The following is a 17,213-nucleotide window of genomic DNA, read 5'->3' on the forward strand; positions in this document are numbered from 1 at the left end:
TATTTCTCCATTTATGGATATAATATACTCCACTTACGGAAAATCAAGTTTGATGCAACTTCCTCACCAATTGTGAGATCGATAAGGTATTAACTCACAATCGAATCGGCGCCTGCCGACAACGCCCTAAAAACCCAGACAAGAACCGCCTTATTCACACCAAGCGCGACCAACAATACGCGAATGGATAATATTATCGATACACAAATGGTTTCAACTTTGATCATGTTTATGCGCGTATGTATAGTCTTTCCATGACTATTGGAAACCGCCTTGATCAGGCAATGAATGCCGCAAGAATAAAATCGCAAAGCGAGCTGGCGCGTATTTCCGGCGTCCCGCAGGCGACAATCAGCCGAATTCTAAAAGGTGTCGGCGCCAAAGGACCAGAAACAGAAACCATCAAAAAGCTTGCAAGAGCATGCAAGGTGTCCTTTTCTTGGCTGAATGAAGGCGAAAATTTCGACGCTATCGAGAACATCACGCCGCATGAACCACAATCCAAAATCTATCCTGTCTTGGACAAACGCATAGCGCATGCCGTCAAGTTGATGCAGCAAATGCCCGAGTACAAATTGAACCAAGCGATCAAAATCATCGACACAATTGCTGAACCCGTACCAAAAAACGAATCTGATTAATCCATACATCGGTGGAAAAATTGGGCATTCGGCCTAATACAGCAGAACAACTCCTCTTCACCATCCCGTCAACGCACATCCCACAAGATGCCACGCAAAAAATATCTGGGCTGACCGAGCCGCTCAGATATTCAACGACTTCTGCGCACCTCCTACACATTCAATGTGTAAATGACATCGCCGCTCCATAAGCAAAAGACACAATATCTAACCATTCACGTATTGACAGTGCAATTCATTCTCATATAGCTTATGTATGTTGTTATTAACTCAAGTCTGCAATGTCACCGCAATACATGCAATCAAGAGATTTCATCTACCTAAATGAAGTTTTATAAAACCTGATCGGCATTGCGCAAACCCTCATCGCATTAATGGCAGCACCTCACTGACAGAAGGCACAGCATGAGAAGACAAATATCACCGTACTCCCCACGTCCAGGCAGCAAAGTCGCAATGGCCATCAGCGCAATGCTTAACGGCCCCATGACAGCACAAGAATTAGGCAAGGTCGTACAAAGAGCGAGCACAGCAGTCAATGCGCTATTACTACGTGCCTTAGCGCACTCCGCCATCATCAAGATAAAAGATAAAACCGGGCGCTTGTATTTCGCCTTACCTGGCACGCCGTTAGACGAACGCTTCGTAGCTGTTGGGAACAATGAAACTACTGCTTTTCAAAAGGTAGGTAATGGCAATGCCTTTACAGACGATCAGACATCCACCCTACCTTCACAGGGAAAAGCATTGATCTTGATCTCCTCCAACACGCACGCATTAGTTGGCGGATTTCGTGACACAGAAAACGAACACGCATGCAACGAGATGCATCATGAGACAGAGTCCAACTCCTCGTATTCAGCTCCCGTAATCGCAGGTTTGTTTTCCGATGGCGAGCTCACTATCGCAGTCAACGGCGAATGCCTTAGGCTCAATACTATGCAGCGCCAGCAACTCTATACATATCTGCACAAAATCAGATATCTGACATAAATACGGCAACAATAAGTAGCACCACATCCCTCTTCAAAAAAACGCTCGTGCGTTGCCGTTGGCATAAAACGCACGAGCCGTTCCTGACATATCACCACGATATCCCTCATATCTTTGCACGTGAGAAGTTTGTTAAATTTCTTATCAAGCACACATCTAAAATCGTTATCTTTGTTTCAATTAACCTTATTTATCGACAAAATCGTCGTAAATAAGCATCAAAAGGTTAAAAAATCTCATATTCATGGGAGCGTTTATTTTTATTTTGCATGGTAGCGTCACTAAAATTTCCGCAAAGCACCATATATTTTTGCCCTTTTGGATCACCTTTTTTAACAAACGCGTTCAGAACTAAAACCGCAATTCGACCTAGCACTTCAACGAAGTAATTTGGGAGATGACGATGTTTGCAAACATGAAGGTAGGGACCAAACTAAGCCTGGGATTTGGTATCACCGCACTACTCACACTGTTGATCGCCGTATTCTCCTTACTGCGCATCAACCAGATCGACGGCGTCATCGCCACCCAAAACGACATCCGCACACAACAGCTGGAACGTCTCTACACTGCACGCGAAGCACTCGGTCAAACCGGGCTTGCCGCACGTAACGCATATATCTTCACGGACAAAGCAGATGCGATGAAAGAGCTGGATATTCTGGATGAGCAAAAGGCCATTTATCTGGATGCCTTGAGCAAGATGACACCGCTGTTCAAAGGCAATGCTGATTTCGACAAAGTCAGCAAAGGTTTGCTAGCTATGGCCGAAGAACTCAAACGTCCACGCAAATTCCGTGAAGCGGAACAGATGGAAGAGTTCGGCAAATTTCTCGTCAACGAATGCAGCCCTTTACGCAGACAGATCGTCGCCGACATTGGTACTGTCGTTAAGTCCATGCAACAAGTTGTTGATGCAAAAAGTGAGGAAGCAAATCAGGCAGCACGACAATCCATCACCATCATTGTCGCGATCTCAGCTGTCGCTCTGCTCTTGAGCATTGGCCTTGGCATCCTTATCAGCCGCGCAATTACCCGTCCACTCAATCAAGCTGTCAAAGTCGCGCAGACTGTTGCCAGTGGCGATCTGACCAGCAAAATAGAAGTCAAATCCAAAGACGAAACCGGCCAATTGCTGCAGGCATTGAAAGAAATGAATCAAAGTCTGATCGGTATCGTCGATGAAGTGCGCAGCGGCACAGCAACGATGGCCACAGCCTCCAATCAGATCGCCAGCGGCAATATGGATCTTTCCTCACGCACCGAAGAACAAGCCAGCTCACTGGAAGAAACTGCTTCGTCGATGGAAGAGCTGACTTCGACCGTTAAACAAAATGCAGACAATGCACGTCAAGCCAACAGCCTGTCATTGTCTGCATCGGAAATCGCAGTCAAAGGTGGCCAAGTCGTTAGCGAGGTCGTCGTCACGATGAATGGCATCAATGACTCCGCCAAGAAAATTACTGACATCATCGGCGTCATCGACGGTATCGCCTTCCAGACCAATATCCTGGCATTGAATGCGGCGGTAGAAGCTGCACGAGCCGGAGAACAAGGCAGAGGTTTTGCAGTCGTCGCCAGCGAAGTACGCAACCTCGCTCAACGATCAGCTGCTGCAGCGAAAGAAATCAAAACGCTGATTGACGACTCAGTCGGCCGCGTCGATACCGGTAGCAAACTGGTAGTACAAGCCGGCTCCACCATGACAGAAGTCGTCGATAGCGTTAAACGCGTGACAGACATCATGGCCGAGATCATGGCTGCTAGCCAAGAACAAAGCGCCGGCATCGAACAAGTCAATCAGGCTATCGCGCAAATGGACCACGTCACGCAACAGAATGCCGCATTGGTAGAAGAAGCTGCCGCAGCCGCAGGTTCGCTCAAGGACCAAGCGGTCAAACTGGAGCAAACCGTCAGTGTCTTCAAAATCGATGGCACAACAACGCACGTGGAGCAGCAGGAAATAGTGACGCGCTCAACCCAGGTCAGACCAGCACTTGCCTCCAAACTATCGAGTATCAAGCGCGCCGTCTCGGCACCGCGTCACCTTGCTGTCGTCGCATCGGCAACCGGTATCGATTGAACACAATTCAAATCGGTTTCGGATTAACAAGAGCGGCCAGGGTCATTATCTGACTAGGTCGTACAAATAGCTTTAAAGCATTTCCCGCCCTGAGTAATCTCGGCGGGATTTTTTTTGATATGTATATAGACTAAGCCTCATTCTTTTTCAGCCAATCGAATGCTTGGCGCCTGAATAAATCCGATTGAGGCGTCATTACGCTCTGACAAATAACGTGCTGGCGGCTTCCCCACCGCCTTACGAAACATGGTGACAAATCCACTGGCACTTTCATATCCAAGATCCAGTGCAATTGCCTGAACACTTTCACCTTTTGATAATCGCTGCAGCGAGAGAATCACATGCAACTGCCGACGCCAGCGACCAAAACTCATGCCAATTTCTTGCAGTAGAAGGCGACTTAAGCTGCGATCACTCATGCCGATGCGAACCGCCCATTCAGCCACAGTCGCTTTGTCAGCGGGATCATCAATTAGCATTTCAGCCAACTTATGCAAACGACGATCGCGGGGCATAGGCAAATGCAGATTCTCAACCAGCGCAGTCGATAGCTGATCGAGCATCACCGTAGCTAATCGTCCCTCCGCACCATCAACAGGATATAGCTCAGGGAAGTTAGTTGCCGTCATCACCAGTTCTTTCAGCAAAGGAGACACTGACAAGGTACAACACCGCTCTGGGAGATTCGGCGCGGCTTCAGGCTCAACGAATAGGCAATAGCACTCGCAACCGCCAGAACCACGGGCAGCGTGCGGCAAGCCGCCAGGAATCCAAATGGCGCATTGCGGTGGAACGATCCACATCCCGTCATCAATTTCGCAAAGAATGACGCCGCGCACCGTATATAAAAGCTGTGCTTTGCGATGCTGATGCTTCGCATGCTCCCAGCCTGAAGAAACATCCGATGCCCTGATAGCCATAACTAAACGCGGCACACCATCGACATCAACTTGCGTCGATATTGAATCGCTTAGATTGATTAGCGGCATAAGAGCGTCGAATTGGCTGAATTGAACAATATTCTGGCTAAATTATGCAATGACGTCAATCTTCGTAATGAGTATCGTTACTACTCTTATAGGAGATTAACCATGACTTTAGATACCTCAAACTTTCCCTTGGTATGGATGTGCCGCTTGGCCGCCAGTACAAATCAAGACGCCGAGAACGCCTTCAAACAGCTCGACGAACTCTTAGCAAAACAACAGCCATTTGTTCTTTTAAGCCAAGATGAAGTCGATGAGAATCATGAGCACTCGCCTCAAGAACGAAAGCAAATCACGCTCTGGATGAAAAAGAATAAGAGCGAAATTCGAACATGGATTAAAGGCATGGTTCAAATTGAACCGAGTACAGTCAAAAGATTGGGTATGCGAGCCTTCGCCAAAACGTTTGCTAAATTCTGGGGTTACCCATTATTTGTCGTAGCTAGCAAGGCCGATGCGTTGCTGGCAGCAAGTTTACTTTTGCACGAGAAGCAGCTCACGCAAGATATTGAGGCGCAATAAGCCTAAAATTTCGTATGTATACTTGCTGATGTAGACGAATGATTTGAACGAGGAAGTTTGCATGCTACGAAATACAAATTGGAAAACTCTCGCTATAGCTGCCTTGACCTCCATCCTTTTTTCAGCCTGCGCTAGCGCTGGAACCACTTTCAATTGGGATCAGGCACGTAGCATTAAGGCTGGTATGACAGAAGAGGAAGTCATCGAAAAAATAGGGAAACCCTATGCGATCACAGCACAAGGTCAGCGGCAGGTCTGGCTGTACTCGCACGCGAATGCGTCCGGCGTGGCAAATTCTATTTCTTTGATTATGAAAAACGGGCGTGTCTTCGAAGCGCCACGCGTTCCCTATTCATTTAAAGTCGATTAGCGACTGAGTGCCGAATAGACGCGTTTATAAGCGAGAGTAGAGTCAGTTAAGACTGATTGCTAGCCAACCTTGGGCTCTTTAAACTGAGCACAGGCATTTGGCGGAAGCGGTGAGATTCGAACTCACGAACGGGATAAACCGTCGCCAGTTTTCAAGACTGGTGCCTTCAACCACTCGGCCACACTTCCTTTTCGGATATTGACGAATGAACACCATTCATCCGATTTACTAGCCAATCGCACGAGCGCGCAATCTATCGGTGATAGAGCCCATCAACTTCCAAGAGGTCGCATTATACCTAACTCAGACTAAATTGCCGAATACCTGACAATAAATTCTTAGTCGACTAAAAATAATTGCTGCAAATCATTCAAGAAACGCTGACCCAGCACGGTCGGCTTGATCGTTTTATGGTCGCGGTATAGCAAACCCTTTGCTTCTGCTTCATTTAGCGCGTGCTCTACAGCATTCAATGGCATGCCTGTGCGCTCGGCAAATCGATTAACGTCTACGCCATCAACCAGACGCATCGCGTTGAGCATGAATTCAAACCCCATCTCGTTGCGCGTGATTTCATTTTCTTCCTGGATCGGATTACCTAGTCGCATGTTCTCCATGTAACTCTTGGGCTGTTTGTAGCGCGCCTGTCGAATCACACGATGCGGAAAAGATAATTTGGTATGTGCGCCGGCACCTATGCCGAGGTAATCACCAAATTCCCAGTAATTGAGATTGTGGCGTGCCTGGCGCTTCGGCTGAGCATAAGCCGACACTTCGTAATGCTGATAACCGGCTGCACTGGTTTCTTGCTCAATCATGTCTTGCATATCCGCACTGGCATCGTCGTCGGGCACGACCGGCGGATATTTGGCGAAGACCGTGTTCGGTTCCATCGTCAGGTGATACAGCGACAAATGCGGCGGTGCGTAGGCGATTGCCGTCTGCACATCCTGTCGTGCTTCTTCCAGCGTTTGCGACGGCAAGGCGTACATCAAGTCGAGATTGAAGTTATCAAAGTTGCTGGCCGCAATATCCACCGCACGCTGCGCTTCGTCACCGTTATGGATGCGACCCAGCGCATCCAGATGGCGGGAATTGAAACTCTGTATGCCTATCGACAGACGATTGATACCGCTGGCACGATAAGACTTGAATTTCTCTGCTTCAAAAGTGCCCGGATTGGCTTCCATCGTGATTTCGACAGCGCCGTCCAGCGGCAGCAGTGTACGAATATCAGAGAGCAAGCGATCAAGCCCCTTGGCTGATAACAGGCTAGGCGTACCACCACCGATAAAAATCGTATAAATCTTGCGACCCCAGATCAGCGGCAATGCCATCTCGAGGTCGGCGCGCAAGGCTGATAAATACTCGTCTTCCGGGAAACCGCCAGTGGCTTCATGCGAATTGAAATCGCAGTAAGGACACTTCTTCACACACCATGGGAAATGCACGTACAGCGACAGCGGCGGCAATGCCGTCAAACTTAATGCGCCCGGCTTCAGGTAGGCGGTGGCAACACGTGCCGGCCCTGAGTGATCGAGCGTATCGGCGATGCTGTTGCTGATCGGTTTAATCGGGATCATCGCAATTTTTCTATCAGCGCACGCAAGGCTTGGCCGCGGTGCGACAGGCGATTTTTTTCTTCAGCAGTCAGTTCTGCTGCTGTCTTTTGTTGCTCAGGCAACCAGAAATAAGGATCGTAGCCAAAGCCGCCCTGCCCGCGTGGCTCTGCCAGCATTTCGCCATTCCAGCGACCTTCGGCAATTACCGGTTGTGGGTCATCAGCATGACGCACGAAGACTAGTACGCAATAGTAGTAAGCGGATTTATCCGCGTGCGCGGCGAGGTCGGCGATCAGTTTTTCATTATTACGCTGATCTGATTTGGGTTCGCCGGCATAGCGTGCCGAATACACACCCGGTGCACCGCCCAGTGCATTGACGCAGACGCCAGAGTCGTCGGCCAATGCCGGCTTGCCCGTCAGGCGTGCAGCGTGGCGCGCCTTGGCAATTGCGTTTTCGACGAAGGTGACGTGCGGCTCTTCCGCTTCAGGTACGTTGAATTCGCCCTGCGCATGCACATCGAAATTGATGGACGACAGTAAGGCACTGAATTCTTTCAATTTACCTGCATTATTGGAGGCGAGGATAAGGGTACGCGACATGGTGATCCGAAAATAAAAACGATAAAAAACCCGGCATCAAAAACAGCCGGGTTATTCGATGTAATGCACAGCAACCAGGCTGCATGGACATTTACATTAAAGCAACGACGTTCAGAGCAGGCTCTATTTTACGCAGCTATTGCCAATGCCTGTTTTTGCATCACGATCAGGTCGCTGATGCCGTCTTGCGCCAAATCCAGCAGTTTATCCATCGTGGCACGGTCAAAAGCAGCGCCTTCAGCGGTTCCCTGCACTTCAATGAAGTGGCCGGCATCGGTCATGACGATATTCATATCGGTATCGCAATCGGAGTCTTCGTCGTAATCGAGATCCAGCACCGGCTGGCCTTTATACACGCCAACCGAAATCGCTGCGACAAAGTGCTTGAGCGGGATCGCAGGAATAACGTTCTGCGCCACCAGTTTGCTGAAGGCATCGTAAGCAGCAACCATGGTGCCGGTAATCGCTGCTGTACGGGTGCCGCCATCAGCCTGGATGACGTCGCAATCCAGATGCAAAGTGCGTTCGCCAAAAGCCTGCAAGTCGAAAGCTGCGCGCAATGAGCGACCGATCAAACGCTGGATTTCCTGCGTACGACCGGATTGTTTGCCACGTGCGGCTTCGCGATCCATGCGGGTGTGGGTCGAACGCGGCAGCATGCCGTATTCAGCTGTCAACCAGCCCTGGCCTTTGCCCTTGAGGAAGCCGGGTACGCGGTCTTCGATGCTGGCGGTGCAGATGACTTTGGTATCGCCGCATTCGATCAGGACCGAACCTTCAGCATGCTTGGTGTAGTTACGGGTCAGTTTAATGGCGCGCAAGGCGTCAGCGGCGCGTCCGCTGGGACGATTTTCATACGACATGTGGCTTTAATTCCTGGAAGTGATACGTGATGATTTATCGATAGCGTTGCGGATTTCTTCAATCGCTTTTTCGATTTCTGAATCGTTATAGGTGTCTGCGTTTTCCAAATCCTGGTGCCGTGGCGCCTGAATCGTGGTGGTGACACTGCCTATAGGCAAAGTATGCGTAGTGATGGTGCTATTGCCCTGCAGATTTTCGCTGCTCTCCCACATCATTGCCAAAGCGGTGACATTATCGCCTGTTTTGCCGGCAATGCCAGTGGCAGTCGTGAGTAATTCCGGCACCGCACGCACGATAGTATTGTTATGCAGACGCTCCGTCAACTCATGGTCAGGCAATACCGACCACAAACCGTCTGAACACAGCAGCATGATATCGCCCGCTTGCAGGCTGGCGCGCCGCGAGATTTCCACAATCGGCATATTCGGTGCGCCAAGGCAGTTAAACAGCTTGTTGCGATCAGGATGCGTATCGCGTTCCGATGGATCGACCTTGCCTTGTGCAATCAGTGTTTCGATACGTGAGTGATCGCGTGTACGCGCCAGAATCTGACCGCTACGCATCCAGTACAAACGCGAATCGCCACAGTGCGCCCACATCGCACTATTGTGCTGAATCAAACAAGCAACGATGGTAGTACGCGGCGTTTCCGGCAAGTTGTTGATGGCACGATAACGATGTATCTCGCGGTGCGCGGCGAAGAAGCTATCTTCGAGAAAACGCTCTGGCTTTTTCACATACGGCGTGGCATTTTCCTGAAACAGGGAAGCAATCGTCTGCATCGCGATCTGCGCTGCCATCTCACCCATGATGTGCCCACCCATACCATCGGCTACCAGCAGCAGCAAAGCATCCCGCGTGAAGCTGTAGCCCATGCGGTCCTGGTTGTTCTTGCGACCACCAATATGGCTTTCTTGATAAACAGAGAATCGCATGGCTTCTTAGATAAAAATGGTAGGAATGAGCTTAGCGCGTGTGCTCTTGTATCGTTGTCGATGCGTGCGCCGACTTTTTGCTCATATTGCCGAATATGTTTTTGAGTTTGCGCGCGACTTGCTGCAATTTGGCATCGCCCTGCTTATCCTGTATCGGCTCACGCAAAGCTTTTTGCAAGGCAAATACACTTTGCGGACGCTCCAGCGGATCGATCATCAAACTCCAGCGTATCACCTTGATCAAATCGGAGGAATACACGCCTTCAAGCTTGCTGAAGTGGCCATCCATCTTGTCGTTGAGTTTGCGTTGATCAGCCGGTTGTGGTGGCGCACCGACCATACAGGCAAACATGGATGCACCTATGCTGTAGATATCAGTCCACGGACCAAGACTGCCGTTTTTGACGTACAGTTCAGGCGCAGCAAAACCCGGTGTGTACATCGGATACAGTTTAGGCAAATCCGATTGCAGTGTTTGGCGGGCCGCACCGAAATCCAGCAAGATAGGTGTACCATCCACGCGCAAATAAATATTCGCTGGTTTTAAATCCAGATGCAGTAATTTATTCGTATGAACTTCGCGCAAGCCGTTCATCACATGACTGAACATCTTGCGGATAAAGCGCTCGGATACCAGTGGCTTCTCGCCTTTGTCACGGCGGCGCAGAATGTGATCCTGCAGCGAGCGCCCAGACTCGTAGCCCATCACCATGTAGACGGTTTCATTGGCGCGGAAGAAATTGGTCACGCTCACCACATTCGGATGCGCGATACGCGCCAGTGCGCGACCTTCTTCAAAGAAGCATTTCAAACCAATGCGGAAGACTGGCAGATTTTCCGGGGAAATTGCCGGCACCAGCTCACCCGGCTGGCGCAGCGCCAACGAGCTAGGAAGGTATTCTTTAATGGCGACGGCATTGCCATCTTCGTCATAGGCCAGATAGACAATACTGAACCCGCCAGACGCAATCTTCTTTACAATGCGATATCCAGCGATTTCCAAGCCATCCGGCAACGGAGCATTGTTTTGCGCAGCCATGTCGTCCTATAAATAATGTCAAGAAACTTGGGTAATACAGCACGGCAAAAAGTGACGCGGCATATTGCTTAGCCTTTTTCCGGCTACCTGAATTCGGCAACCATGTTCGTTGTGGATTGTGTGGACAAATCGCCGCTTTGTAAAGAAAAACGAGGAACTCATTTTGACAATTTGCAGCATGACCGGCTACGCCGTCACCACCCATGAGACTAGCAGTGGCACCTTGACCATAGAGGTCAAAAGCGTCAACTCGCGCTTCCTTGATTTGCAATTTCGCATCAATGACGACTTGCGCGCATTGGAACCAGTGTTGCGTGAAGCCATCATGGCACGCGCCACCCGCGGCAAAGTTGAATGCCGTTTGAGCTTTGGCCGCAAGGTCGCAGTTGGTGCAACGCAGGCCTTGAATGCCACAGCGCTCGGTGCACTGGCAACCCTGCAAGCCGATATCCGTCAACACTTTGCCGATGCGACACCTTTGTCGGTCAATGAATTGCTGCGCTGGCCTGGCGTCATCGAAGAAGCAGAAATGAGCCAGGACACGCTGCAAGCCGATGTCACTGCAGCGATACAAACAACCATGAACGCTTTCGTAGAAAGCCGCGAACGTGAAGGCAATGCGCTGCAAACCATGCTGCTGTCGCGCGTCAGCGATCTGGAAGAAATCGTGCAGCGCATCACGCCACTAATCCCGCAAGTCGTCGCGCAGTTTCAGCAAAAAGCGACGGAGCGCATGCAGGAAGCACTCGGCCTCGCCGTCAAGAATGGCGAAAGCAATGGTCAACCGACCATCACACGCGAAGAAGCGCTGGATCGCATCCGTCAGGAAGTCACTTTGTATGGCATACGCGTCGATGTCGCAGAAGAATTGACACGTTTGGCTGCACATTTGAGCGAAACCCGCGCCATCCTGAAAAAAGGTGGCCAGGTCGGCAAACGCCTGGATTTCATGATGCAGGAACTCAATCGCGAAGCCAATACAGTAGGCTCCAAAGCTGCGGTCAAGGAATTATCCGATGCATCGATGGCAATGAAGTTGCTGATCGAGCAAATGCGCGAGCAAGTACAGAATCTGGAATAAATCCAGGATAAGCGGCGCTACAATCTTTTGCGCGACTTGCCACTTTAACTATTCATCCATTCATCAAGGACAACGATGTCTGAGCAACCTACTTCTTCCGGCAGCCTGTTTTTAGTCGTTGCGCCATCTGGCGCCGGTAAATCCAGCCTGGTCAACGCCCTGCTGCAACAGGAACCAAGCATTAAACTGTCGATTTCCTACACGACACGCCCACCACGCCCGGGCGAGCAGCATGGTCGCGAATACTTCTTTACCAGCCCGGAAGACTTTTTGGCACGGCGCCATACCGATGAATTCCTCGAGTCTGCAGAAGTATTTGGCAACTATTACGGTACTTCCCGCATACAAATTGCCGATCAAATGGCTGCTGGCACCGACGTTTTGCTGGAAATTGACTGGCAAGGTGCGCAGCAGGTGAAGAAGCAATTCCCGCATGCAGTAGGCATTTTTATCCTGCCACCGTCCATTGCCGCATTGGAAGAGCGCCTGAAAAAGCGCGGACAAGACGAAGACCACGTGATTACGCGCCGAATTCTCGCTGCCGGCGGCGAAATCGCCCACGCTTCGGAGTTCGAATATGTTATTATCAATCAAGAGTTTACAGTTGCTTTAGCCGAGTTAAGCGCGATCGTAAAAGCCACACGTTGTCGTTTTGCACAACAATCAACTCGGAACGCATCCCTGTTCGCCCAATTAGGCATTCATGCCAATTTAAGCTGATATCGTATTTTTAGGAGCACGTATGGCCCGCATTACCATTGAAGATTGCCTCAAACACATCCCTAATCGCTTTCAATTGACATTGTCCGCGACATATCGCGCACGTCAGTTGCTGCAAGGTCACACACCTAAGGTTGATGCTAAAGACAAACCAACCGTTATCGCCCTGCGTGAAATCGCAGCTGGCCATATCGGCATTGAAATGTTGAAAAAAGTCCCAAGCTAATAAACTCCTTCTGCTAACCGCGATGCGGCTGATAAGCTATCAGTATGAACCTGACACCTACAGATTCAACAGCATCCATCGCTTCAAATAACCGAGCGGTTTCCGATCGCTCGGCCAAAACTCAGCAGAAAAAACCAGCATCAACGACAACGCCCGCACCTGTTCCAGGTGTGGCGTCTGTTACGCAACTCACCACCAAGCTCGCTGAATACCTGACACCTTCTGAATTGAAGAAGGTCAAGGAAGCCTATCGCTTCTCGGATGAGGCGCATCTTGGTCAGATGCGCATGTCGGGTGAGCCGTATATCTCGCACCCTATCGCTGTCGCGGAAATCTGCGCCGATTGGAAGCTGGATGCACAAGCCATCATGGCAGCGCTGCTGCATGATGTAATGGAAGACCAGGACGTCAGAAAAGATGAGTTGATCGAACGCTTCGGCGCACCGGTCGCCAATATTGTCGATGGTCTTTCCAAGCTGGAAAAACTTGAATTTCAGAGCCAGGTCGAAGCGCAAGCGGAAAATTTCCGCAAGATGCTGTTGGCGATGGCACGCGATGTGCGCGTCATCCTCATCAAACTGGCCGACCGCCTGCACAATATGCGCACGCTTGGCTCGATGGCGCCAGTCAAGAAACGCCGTATCGCACGTGAAACGATGGAAGTCTATGTGCCGATTGCACATCGTCTCGGCCTGAATAATATTTATCGCGAATTACAGGATCTCGCCTTCTCGCATCTGTATCCGATGCGTTATAAAACGCTGGGTAAAGCAGTCAAGGCTGCGCGCGGCAATCGTCGCGAAGTTGTCAGCAAGATTCTGGAATCGGTTAACAATACGCTGGATGCCACCGGTATCACAGCGCAAGTCTACGGCCGTGAAAAAACACTGTACGGCATTTATACGAAGATGCTGCACAAACGTCTGTCGTTCTCGCAAGTGCTGGATATCTACGGCTTCCGTGTCGTAGTCGACAGCTTTGCGAATTGTTATGTTGCGCTTGGTACTTTGCACGCCTTGTTCAAACCGATGCCAGGCAAGTTCAAGGATTACATTGCGATCCCAAAACTGAACGGCTATCAATCACTGCACACCACGTTGATCGGCCCTTACGGTACGCCGATTGAATTCCAGATCCGTACACAAGACATGCATCGCGTGGCCGAATCCGGCGTGGCGGCGCACTGGCTGTACAAGGATGATGAAGGCAGTCTGTCCGATCTGCAGCAACGCACGCACGCATGGCTGCAATCCTTGCTCGATATCCAGAAACAGACTGGCGATTCCGCCGAATTTCTGGAACACGTCAAGGTAGATCTGTTTCCCGACTCGGTCTATGTATTCACACCGAAGTCGAAGATCATCGCTCTGCCACGTGGCGCGACTGCGCTCGATTTCGCTTACACAATTCACACCGACATCGGCGATCAAACGATTGCGGTCAAAATCAATCTGGAACAAGTACCGCTACGCACCGAACTGCGTAACGGCGATATCGTCGAAATCATCACCTCGCCTACTTCGCGCCCTAATCCAAACTGGTTAGGCTTTGTGCGTACCGGCAAGGCACGCTCGGCGATCCGTCATCATCTACGCACCATCAACGCAACTGAATCGATCGAACTCGGTCGCCGCTTGTTGGCGCAAGCATTAGTCACGCTGAATCTAAATCCTGAACTGCCAACGCCTGTAACAGAACGTCTTCTGAATGAATCGAGCGCCAAATCGCTGGATGATCTCTATGCAGATATCGGTGTCGGCAAACGGATGGCGGCATTGGTTGCGCGCCATATTCTCGGCATGGTCGAGAATGATCAACTAGTGCCACGGCCACAAGTTGATGCCAACGGTGAGGTCTTGCCAAATAAAATTGATCCTGTTGTGATCTATGGCAGCGAAGGTATCTCTGTTCAGTTGGCATCGTGTTGTCAGCCGATTCCGGGTGATGCCATCATCGGTCAGATGAAGCGCGATCAAGGCTTGACGATACACACGCACGATTGCGACGTAGCAAGAAGACAGCGCTCAAAAGAACCTGATCGCTGGATAGACGTAACCTGGGGCTCTGACATTGATCGCCGCTTCGATTGCAGTATCACGCTGCTGGCACGCAATGAAAAAGGTATCTTGGCACGCGTCGCTGCCGAGATCAGCGAATCCGATTCCAACATCACGCATGTGGGTATGGATGAAGATAAAGATCACATGATTACGTATCTGCATTTCACGGTGCAAGTCGAAGATCGCGTACATCTCGCCCGCCTCATGCGCAATCTGCGCGCCATCCCTGGCGTTACTCGCTTGTTGCGAGACAAGGGCTAATCCAGCTCCCGCAACGCAACAACAGCCGGCACATCAAACAGGTGCTGGGTAAGTCACTTCCAGAATAAGTAACTCATCCACACCGCCCGGCGTTTTCAAGGTGATGGTATCGCCTACCCTTGCCTTGGTCAGCGCGCGTGCAACTGGCGATATCCAGCTGATCTTTCCATTGAGTGGGTCCAGTTCATCGATGCCCAGTATCGTGACGGTATGCTCCTCACCCGCTTGCGTTTCGTACTTCACAGTCGCACCAAAGAAGATTTGATCGCTGCCGTGATGAATACTTGGGTCAACAATCTCGGCAAGATCCAGACGCTTGGTCAGGAAGCGAATTCTTCCATCAATCTGACGTAAACGCCGCTTGCCGTAAATGTAATCACCATTCTCGGAACGATCACCATTCGATGCCGCCCACGAAACGATTTGCACCACTTCAGGCCTGTCGACATCGATCAATTTCAGCAACTCGGTTTTCATCCGTAGATGACCTTGCGGTGTCATGTAATTCTTGGTGCCCGCAGGAATGGCTGGCGCACTATTCTCGCCATCATCGTCATCGTTTTCAGTAGTATTTGCTTGATTCGTCATAAGCCTATTTTAACGTCATGCAGCCATGAGATTCAGGTGATCCTGTTTATTTGAGACCACTCAAGTTGAGTATGTAAAAAATTTATAGGGATATACAAGCAAGAATGCAAGATGACTCACGCCAATGCGGCACGCCATCTTGCATAAGGGAATCACATTGAATCAGGCCAGATCTTAAGCCTGATAGTCACTTCACACACGGCTTGATACGTTATTGCTCCACTCGAATGCCGACAGCTGTAGCGCATACAGATCTTCGATCGACAATCCCAGTTTTTGCAATGTCGGGATCAGCAAGGCACCTGTCTTTTCTATCTGTTCGATATATTCGGCGAGCTTGAGCAAATCGCCATAGAAACCTTTGCGATACAGCAAGGCATCGCTGACCTCATCCACTACCGCAACCTGCTCCAGAATGTCATTCATGGATTGGCCAAACAAGGTATCCATCAAGGACATGATGCCGACGGTGAACGCGGTATCTGCCATGGCGCGATAATCAGGGCGGAGTTTTTCGGTAATCAGTTCCAGCAATTTGCCGCGGGTGGTCGCCAACTGCAAAAGAGGCGAAGTGAAGTGACTACCCTTGTTATGTTCCGCGTAAAGAATGATTTGCAACCAACGTTGCAATTGACGACGACCAAGTACTGTTAACGCCTGCCCCAAGGAATCGATACGCTGTGTAACACCTACGCCAGGCGTGTTGGCTAAACGCAGCAACGTCAGCACTAGCGACGCATCTTTCTTGATGTTGCACTCAATTTCAGACGTATCTGCATCGGCAACAACCAAGGTCATCAACTGCAAAATCGCCAATTGCGATGGTGCGAGCTTTTTACCCGAAAGAATAACGGGACGCGCAAAGTAATAACCTTGAAAATAATGGAAGCCCAGTTCCGTGCAGTCCTGGAATTGTTCGATTGTCTCGACTTTTTCCGCCAACAACATTTTCCCATCCAGACGGAAATGCTCAACCAAGCGCGCCAACTCGCTCTTTTCCATGCCGGTGATATCGATCTTGATGATTTTGACCAAAGGCAGTAATTGCTGCAGCGCGTCTGAGTGGGAAATGACATCGTCCAGCGCAAAAGTAAAGCCTTGATCGACCAGCTCCGATACGCGCTCAACCAGATCATGCGTGATCTCTACCGTCTCGAGAATTTCCAGCACTACTTTTTCACACGGCAGGAAATTAACGAAGTCGCACATGAGTACTGCGGCATCAACGTTGAAGAAACCTAACGAGTTACCGATCACGTTATCTATGCCCAGCTCGGAAGCATGCGCGATCACCGAAGCAGTTGCGGCCAGATCATCCACCACATTGGCAGGCCCGGATGAGGCGCGACGAAACAAGAGTTCGTAAGCGACCAGATTCTGATCGTTGTTCAATATGGGTTGTCTCGCGAGGAAGAACTCCTTCACACGAGGTTGATCATCAGGCAGGTGCTGATTGAGATTGGTGATCATCAAGATTGTTGTCTCTGCTTATTGAACAGAACGCATGGATCAACCCCATCGCGTCTTTGTTACACCTTGAAAAAACAACCGCTGCGCATAAGCACCGCGATGTTCACGTTCGATCCAACATGCGATGCATTTATACCGGCATCTTTATTTTTATTCTCTAGCCTGATCGTGCAATATGGATTTGCAAGGTACCGCAGAACTTGCCTCTTG

At 50.2% G+C, this 17,213-nt stretch carries 17 protein-coding genes, 1 tRNA gene and 1 pseudogene; 9 read left to right on the forward strand and 10 right to left on the reverse strand.

The window, feature by feature from the left end; translation table 11 throughout:
* The first annotated feature begins 254 nt into the window (after positions 1 to 254).
* From BQ6873_RS05290 to BQ6873_RS05300, 3 genes are all read left to right on the forward strand, one after another.
* The gene (locus BQ6873_RS05290) at positions 255 to 641 is read left to right on the forward strand and encodes a helix-turn-helix domain-containing protein (RefSeq protein WP_076591713.1); all 387 of its coding nucleotides are present in this window, start codon (positions 255 to 257) and stop codon (positions 639 to 641) included.
* A gap of 456 nt (positions 642 to 1,097) precedes the next feature.
* Positions 1,098 to 1,634, forward strand: coding sequence for a hypothetical protein (locus BQ6873_RS05295; protein WP_076591714.1), 537 nt, complete (start codon positions 1,098 to 1,100; stop codon positions 1,632 to 1,634).
* Positions 1,635 to 2,031: 397 nt separating this feature from the next.
* The gene (locus tag BQ6873_RS05300) at positions 2,032 to 3,717 is read left to right on the forward strand and encodes a methyl-accepting chemotaxis protein (protein ID WP_231949285.1); all 1,686 of its coding nucleotides are present in this window, start codon (positions 2,032 to 2,034) and stop codon (positions 3,715 to 3,717) included.
* 137 nt (positions 3,718 to 3,854) lie between these two features.
* Here the strand turns inward: BQ6873_RS05300 and BQ6873_RS18460 are convergent, their stop codons facing one another.
* Together BQ6873_RS18460 and BQ6873_RS18465 are read right to left on the reverse strand one after the other, a co-directional pair.
* Complete coding sequence (locus tag BQ6873_RS18460) at positions 3,855 to 4,364, reverse strand: helix-turn-helix domain-containing protein (protein ID WP_456237243.1); 510 nt, start codon at positions 4,362 to 4,364, stop codon at positions 3,855 to 3,857.
* A 12-nt stretch (positions 4,365 to 4,376) separates the two neighbouring features.
* A pseudogene (locus BQ6873_RS18465) lies at positions 4,377 to 4,706 on the reverse strand (AraC family ligand binding domain-containing protein); the annotation flags it as partial.
* Positions 4,707 to 4,808: 102 nt separating this feature from the next.
* Here BQ6873_RS18465 and BQ6873_RS05310 point away from each other — a divergent pair.
* Both BQ6873_RS05310 and BQ6873_RS05315 read left to right on the forward strand, forming a co-directional pair.
* On the forward strand, positions 4,809 to 5,225 hold the full coding sequence (locus BQ6873_RS05310) for a hypothetical protein (RefSeq protein ID WP_076591717.1): 417 nt from the start codon (positions 4,809 to 4,811) through the stop codon (positions 5,223 to 5,225).
* A gap of 61 nt (positions 5,226 to 5,286) precedes the next feature.
* Positions 5,287 to 5,595: a hypothetical protein gene (locus tag BQ6873_RS05315; protein ID WP_076591718.1), complete on the forward strand. Its 309-nt coding sequence runs from the start codon at positions 5,287 to 5,289 to the stop codon at positions 5,593 to 5,595.
* A gap of 98 nt (positions 5,596 to 5,693) precedes the next feature.
* Here BQ6873_RS05315 and BQ6873_RS05320 read toward each other — a convergent pair.
* The 6 genes from BQ6873_RS05320 to BQ6873_RS05345 form a co-directional block, all read right to left on the reverse strand.
* Positions 5,694 to 5,783 (reverse strand) — tRNA-Ser (locus BQ6873_RS05320).
* Positions 5,784 to 5,933: 150 nt separating this feature from the next.
* Entirely contained in the window at positions 5,934 to 7,178 is a 1,245-nt protein-coding gene (gene hemW / locus BQ6873_RS05325) for a radical SAM family heme chaperone HemW (protein ID WP_076591719.1), read from the reverse strand.
* Entirely contained in the window at positions 7,175 to 7,759 is a 585-nt protein-coding gene (gene rdgB, locus BQ6873_RS05330) for an RdgB/HAM1 family non-canonical purine NTP pyrophosphatase (RefSeq protein WP_076591720.1), read from the reverse strand. The genes hemW and rdgB overlap by 4 nt, the downstream gene beginning before the upstream one ends.
* Positions 7,760 to 7,887: 128 nt before the next feature.
* Positions 7,888 to 8,622 carry a ribonuclease PH gene (gene rph / locus BQ6873_RS05335; protein ID WP_076591721.1) on the reverse strand — a complete coding sequence of 245 codons (735 nt, stop codon included), beginning with the start codon at positions 8,620 to 8,622 and terminating at the stop codon, positions 7,888 to 7,890.
* Between the two features lie 6 nt (positions 8,623 to 8,628).
* Complete coding sequence (locus tag BQ6873_RS05340; protein ID WP_076591722.1) at positions 8,629 to 9,558, reverse strand: PP2C family protein-serine/threonine phosphatase; 930 nt, start codon at positions 9,556 to 9,558, stop codon at positions 8,629 to 8,631.
* 31 nt (positions 9,559 to 9,589) lie between these two features.
* Positions 9,590 to 10,597, reverse strand: a complete 1,008-nt coding sequence (locus BQ6873_RS05345) for a serine/threonine protein kinase (RefSeq protein WP_076591723.1) — start codon at positions 10,595 to 10,597, stop codon at positions 9,590 to 9,592.
* A 178-nt stretch (positions 10,598 to 10,775) separates the two neighbouring features.
* On the opposite strand from BQ6873_RS05345, the gene BQ6873_RS05350 reads away from it, so the two are divergent.
* The 4 genes from BQ6873_RS05350 (at position 10,776) to BQ6873_RS05365 (ending at position 14,945) form a co-directional block, all read left to right on the forward strand.
* Positions 10,776 to 11,678 carry a YicC/YloC family endoribonuclease gene (locus tag BQ6873_RS05350; RefSeq protein ID WP_076591724.1) on the forward strand — a complete coding sequence of 301 codons (903 nt, stop codon included), beginning with the start codon at positions 10,776 to 10,778 and terminating at the stop codon, positions 11,676 to 11,678.
* A gap of 75 nt (positions 11,679 to 11,753) precedes the next feature.
* On the forward strand, positions 11,754 to 12,398 hold the full coding sequence (gmk, locus tag BQ6873_RS05355) for a guanylate kinase (protein ID WP_076591725.1): 645 nt from the start codon (positions 11,754 to 11,756) through the stop codon (positions 12,396 to 12,398).
* 22 nt (positions 12,399 to 12,420) lie between these two features.
* Positions 12,421 to 12,624: a DNA-directed RNA polymerase subunit omega gene (rpoZ, locus tag BQ6873_RS05360; RefSeq protein WP_076591726.1), complete on the forward strand. Its 204-nt coding sequence runs from the start codon at positions 12,421 to 12,423 to the stop codon at positions 12,622 to 12,624.
* A 44-nt stretch (positions 12,625 to 12,668) separates the two neighbouring features.
* Positions 12,669 to 14,945 (forward strand): RelA/SpoT family protein, encoded by a 2,277-nt coding sequence (locus BQ6873_RS05365; RefSeq protein ID WP_076591727.1) that lies wholly within the window; start codon positions 12,669 to 12,671, stop codon positions 14,943 to 14,945.
* A gap of 33 nt (positions 14,946 to 14,978) precedes the next feature.
* Here the strand turns inward: BQ6873_RS05365 and greB are convergent, their stop codons facing one another.
* Positions 14,979 to 15,533 carry a transcription elongation factor GreB gene (gene greB, locus BQ6873_RS05370; RefSeq protein WP_076591728.1) on the reverse strand — a complete coding sequence of 185 codons (555 nt, stop codon included), beginning with the start codon at positions 15,531 to 15,533 and terminating at the stop codon, positions 14,979 to 14,981.
* A 192-nt stretch (positions 15,534 to 15,725) separates the two neighbouring features.
* Positions 15,726 to 17,003, reverse strand: a complete 1,278-nt coding sequence (locus BQ6873_RS05375; protein ID WP_076591729.1) for an EAL and HDOD domain-containing protein — start codon at positions 17,001 to 17,003, stop codon at positions 15,726 to 15,728.
* Positions 17,004 to 17,213: the final 210 nt, after the last annotated feature.

The sequence above is a fragment of the Herminiimonas arsenitoxidans genome (assembly GCF_900130075.1).
GTDB classification, from domain to species: domain Bacteria; phylum Pseudomonadota; class Gammaproteobacteria; order Burkholderiales; family Burkholderiaceae_D; genus Oxalicibacterium; species Oxalicibacterium arsenitoxidans.

Bases quoted from the DNA above. Each gene is read 5' to 3' on its own strand.
- BQ6873_RS05290 (WP_076591713.1), top strand. From the start codon at position 255: ATGACTATTGGAAACCGCCTTGATCAGGCAATGAATGCCGCAAGAATA.
- BQ6873_RS05295 (WP_076591714.1), top strand. From the start codon at position 1,098: ATGGCCATCAGCGCAATGCTTAACGGCCCCATGACAGCACAAGAATTA.
- BQ6873_RS05300 (WP_231949285.1), top strand. From the start codon at position 2,032: ATGACGATGTTTGCAAACATGAAGGTAGGGACCAAACTAAGCCTGGGA.
- BQ6873_RS05310 (WP_076591717.1), top strand. From the start codon at position 4,809: ATGACTTTAGATACCTCAAACTTTCCCTTGGTATGGATGTGCCGCTTG.
- BQ6873_RS05315 (WP_076591718.1), top strand. From the start codon at position 5,287: ATGCTACGAAATACAAATTGGAAAACTCTCGCTATAGCTGCCTTGACC.
- hemW (WP_076591719.1), bottom strand. From the start codon at position 7,178: ATGATCCCGATTAAACCGATCAGCAACAGCATCGCCGATACGCTCGAT.
- rdgB (WP_076591720.1), bottom strand. From the start codon at position 7,759: ATGTCGCGTACCCTTATCCTCGCCTCCAATAATGCAGGTAAATTGAAA.
- rph (WP_076591721.1), bottom strand. From the start codon at position 8,622: ATGTCGTATGAAAATCGTCCCAGCGGACGCGCCGCTGACGCCTTGCGC.
- BQ6873_RS05340 (WP_076591722.1), bottom strand. From the start codon at position 9,558: ATGCGATTCTCTGTTTATCAAGAAAGCCATATTGGTGGTCGCAAGAAC.
- BQ6873_RS05345 (WP_076591723.1), bottom strand. From the start codon at position 10,597: ATGGCTGCGCAAAACAATGCTCCGTTGCCGGATGGCTTGGAAATCGCT.
- BQ6873_RS05350 (WP_076591724.1), top strand. From the start codon at position 10,776: ATGACCGGCTACGCCGTCACCACCCATGAGACTAGCAGTGGCACCTTG.
- gmk (WP_076591725.1), top strand. From the start codon at position 11,754: ATGTCTGAGCAACCTACTTCTTCCGGCAGCCTGTTTTTAGTCGTTGCG.
- rpoZ (WP_076591726.1), top strand. From the start codon at position 12,421: ATGGCCCGCATTACCATTGAAGATTGCCTCAAACACATCCCTAATCGC.
- BQ6873_RS05365 (WP_076591727.1), top strand. From the start codon at position 12,669: ATGAACCTGACACCTACAGATTCAACAGCATCCATCGCTTCAAATAAC.
- greB (WP_076591728.1), bottom strand. From the start codon at position 15,533: ATGACGAATCAAGCAAATACTACTGAAAACGATGACGATGATGGCGAG.
- BQ6873_RS05375 (WP_076591729.1), bottom strand. From the start codon at position 17,003: ATGATCACCAATCTCAATCAGCACCTGCCTGATGATCAACCTCGTGTG.